Source organism: Micromonospora sp. CP22, from assembly GCF_009712475.1.
In the GTDB taxonomy this organism is placed as follows: domain Bacteria; phylum Actinomycetota; class Actinomycetes; order Mycobacteriales; family Micromonosporaceae; genus Micromonospora.
The window spans coordinates 1-3,168 of record NZ_VCJO01000044.1; the positions used below are offsets into that span (position 1 = coordinate 1).

The 3,168-nt window shown below is 65.8% G+C and carries 4 protein-coding genes; all 4 read right to left on the minus strand.

All coding sequences use genetic code 11. From position 1 onward, the window contains the following. Positions 1 to 76: 76 nt before the first annotated feature. The 4 genes from FF096_RS26080 to FF096_RS26095 are packed head-to-tail and all read right to left on the minus strand — an operon-like array spanning position 77 to position 3,111. Positions 77 to 796, minus strand: a complete 720-nt coding sequence (locus FF096_RS26080) for a phytanoyl-CoA dioxygenase family protein (RefSeq protein WP_155222199.1) — start codon at positions 794 to 796, stop codon at positions 77 to 79. Next, positions 793 to 1,011: a hypothetical protein gene (locus tag FF096_RS26085; RefSeq protein WP_155222200.1), complete on the minus strand. Its 219-nt coding sequence runs from the start codon at positions 1,009 to 1,011 to the stop codon at positions 793 to 795. The genes FF096_RS26080 and FF096_RS26085 overlap by 4 nt, the downstream gene beginning before the upstream one ends. Continuing rightward, positions 995 to 2,674 (minus strand): hypothetical protein, encoded by a 1,680-nt coding sequence (locus FF096_RS26090; protein WP_155222201.1) that lies wholly within the window; start codon positions 2,672 to 2,674, stop codon positions 995 to 997. The genes FF096_RS26085 and FF096_RS26090 overlap by 17 nt, the downstream gene beginning before the upstream one ends. Beyond that, positions 2,671 to 3,111, minus strand: coding sequence for a glycosyltransferase (locus tag FF096_RS26095; protein WP_155222202.1), 441 nt, complete (start codon positions 3,109 to 3,111; stop codon positions 2,671 to 2,673). Before FF096_RS26095 ends, FF096_RS26090 begins: the two co-directional genes overlap by 4 nt. Between the last annotated feature and the right edge of the window lie 57 nt (positions 3,112 to 3,168).

Consider the following 3,168-nt stretch of genomic DNA (forward strand, 5'->3'; position numbering starts at 1 on the left):
GGGCCGGACATCTCATACCGCCGAGGTTGAGGCGCGAATCGGCCATTACCGGCCCGAAGACGAAACAAACGTCCAGTCAGACCGGAACGCCGTTGATGGTCTCAGCCGGGCGCTGGTAGCCGAGCATGACCTGGAGTCGTTGATCATGGACCCACAGGTCTGGCGGTAGCGGATCGGATAGCGGGCGGATCCACCGTTCGACGAAGCTCATCAGTACTGCAGCGCGCGGCTGTTCGGACGCGTTGAAGCCCGATCGATGCCAGGTCGCCGCCGCCATGATCAGCAACGTTCCGGGCGACGCGGTGAACGTCTCGGCGGTCGTCTGCCCCATGGAGGGAGGTCGGCGTGGTGGCACGTGTGATCCGGGGACGAGACGGGTGGCACCATTGTGCTCATCGAAGTGATCGAGCGCCAGGACGCATTGAAGGCCGAGGATGGCCCCATCGACCAGTTGCGGCATCTCGTTGTAGGGGTAGTCGATGTGCCAGTCATCGACCGGTTGTCCAGGGTGGACGACGTTGAGGCTGTAGTCGGACAGCAGGTAGTACCGGCCGAGGAGTTCGTCGAGCAGATCAGCGAGTCCTGGCTTGACGAGCATGTCGGCGAAGATCGGATCGAACTGATAGAGGTTCCATACCCGGGTCGACTTGGGGTATCTCCTGGCGTGTTCGCCGTTGGCGAGGATGTCCGTTGCGGTTTTCAGCGTCGCGCATTCGCTCGGTGTGGCGAAGCCAGGCCAGGTAGCGAAGCCGCGATCGCGGATCTCGTCAGCGAGGAGGGCGGGGACGACGGTCATGGTTCGTTCCTTGGCTCAGGGGCGACGACGCGGAGTTCGACGAAGCCGGTGCCGTTGTCGTATCGAGATAGATCGATCATGGTCCGCTCGTGGTCGAGCAGCGCGACGATCGTGTCGGTGAAGGCGTTGAGGTCGTTGTCCGTTCGGCGCACGGCATAGGTCCGGATCGGCACGGTCGCTGGTTCGGCCTCGCCCGTGTCAGGTCGATTGCGCATCCGGCCTCCTTTCGAGTAGGCGCTCGGCCTCCTGAGCGACGATGGCACTGACACCCACGACGCGAACAGGCTGACGTGCGATCCACTGCCCAACTGCCGTCAGGTAGTCAGCCAGCGCCAACGGCGGCAACGCGCGGAGGTCGACCAAGATGGTGCCGGCGGCGCCGGCATTGAGAAGCTTCGTCGCGCGCCGCTTGAGGGCTTCTGGGCGAGGTGACGCCCTGACGAGTTCGGCCTGCTGAGCGAGCAGAGCCGGACGACTGGGGTGAAGCCGAAGCCAGCGGTCAACGGCAGGCGACGCGCCTGTCCGGATCAACAGGCGTACGCCACGTTCGGCGAGTTGTTGAGGAGTCATCGGACCGACCTCGCCGTCAACGACCACGGCTGCCACCGCCTTGAACGATGTCCTGTCGAGTGAGGTGAGCCTGACGAGCGGCTCATCCTGTTCGAGGCTGTCGACGATCACCGCCTCCCGAAGGGAGTCCGGTAGCTGTTTACGAAGCTCGGCCGGTTCAAGGTAGTCCGGTGCTATCAGCGCCAACAGGAGGAGCTTGGGGGAGACATCGCAGCCTGGCGCGAATCCGGCATAATCGTGGATGGCGTCCACCACTGCGGCGAGGGCGGTGGGCCGAGGCGCCAACCGAGCTGGTCTGGGCCCGCGGGCCAGCGCACTCCGGATGAGCGGCTCAAGGCTGTTCCGGTCTGGAGTTCCGACGACCCCGCCGTAGCGCTGAGCGACCCTGGCCGCGTGTTCGTCGAGTCCCTCCATGAACGACACATCCGGTACGAGGACGAGCTGACCGCCTCCGGCAAGCGCCTCGGACAGCGCATTGTTGCCCGGCTTGATCACTACTACGTCGCCCGCAGCGAGTAGCGCGGGCAGGCGTGGGTCAAACCGGCGGACCGTCACGTTCTCGGACTCCTGGAGGGGCCGACCGGCGTAGTAGGGGCCGGTGACGAGGACGAACCGCGCGGGGTTGCCCTCGGCCGCCAGCGCGGCGGCGACGTCCTGACATGCCGTGAACAGGCGATCGCCGTATCCGTCTGGCATCTGGTCGCCGCCGGCACCTCCGTTGACCACGACGAGGGGGGCGCCATCGGGCGCGTAGGCCATGCGCGCTGCTATGACTTCCTCGCCGTTTGCGATGTGCGCGATGTTCCCTACGAAGCGAAACCGGCCGCTGAGTTCCACCGCGGCGAGTGACTCGCCGCTGTGTCCTTCCTCGTGGAATGCGTGTTCGTCCTGGGCTACGAGGATCTCGTCGTAGTGCCCGAAGTCGCCGCGTTGACGGATCTGGTCGAAGGAGAGGCCGTCGAGCCGGCGCATAACCAGCAGCCGGGGACGGTCGGCCAACGCGGGGAGTCGTCGGTATCGGGCGTCTGGGTAGGTGTCCTCCACGACGACGACGGGATCAAGGCGGCTGAGCAGGCGGTCGAGGAGGTCGGTGTAGAGGTCCTCCGCGACGGCGGAGGGCACCCGGTGCAGCAACGGGAAGTTGACCACTCGCACCGGGCTGTTTCGATAGAGGGCGAGGGAACTGGCTTGGCTGATCACGATTGGGCGAAGCCGGCCTGCCGACTGGACGGCCTCTGCGATGAGTAGCGCCCGACGGATGTGGCCGAAACCGATGCCGTTCTTGACGAGGAATACCGCGTTCTTCATCGGCTTCCAACCCGTTCGTCGTTCGAGGTCTGGGTGAGCCCGAGCAGTTGCAGCAGGATGCGGCGGGCAACATCATGGCTGTGTCGTTCCTCGATCGCAGCGCGGGCGGCCAGCCCAAGTCGCCGCCGTTCCAGCGGGCTGGCGGCGAGATCAAGAAGTGCCGCCGCCATGTCGGCGACGTCCTGCTCGGCGACGAGCCGGCCGTGAACTCCGTCAATGACCGCCTCCGGAATGCCGGCGTGTCGGGTGGCGATTACCGGTAGCCCCGCCGCCATCGCTTCGAGGATCGCCAACGGCTGGCCCTCGGTGTCGCCGTCCTGCGGCGATGTCACGGCATGGTGCAGGAGAAGATCCGCGCTGCGGATCAGCGCCAGCGTATCTGCGTGCGGCAGGCTGCCATGGACGCGAACGCGGGAAGCTAGTACGGCAGCCGCCAATTGCTAGCTGACCAGGGTGTAGTCCCTGCTTAGCCGTGCGCGTTGGTGGAACCAGCG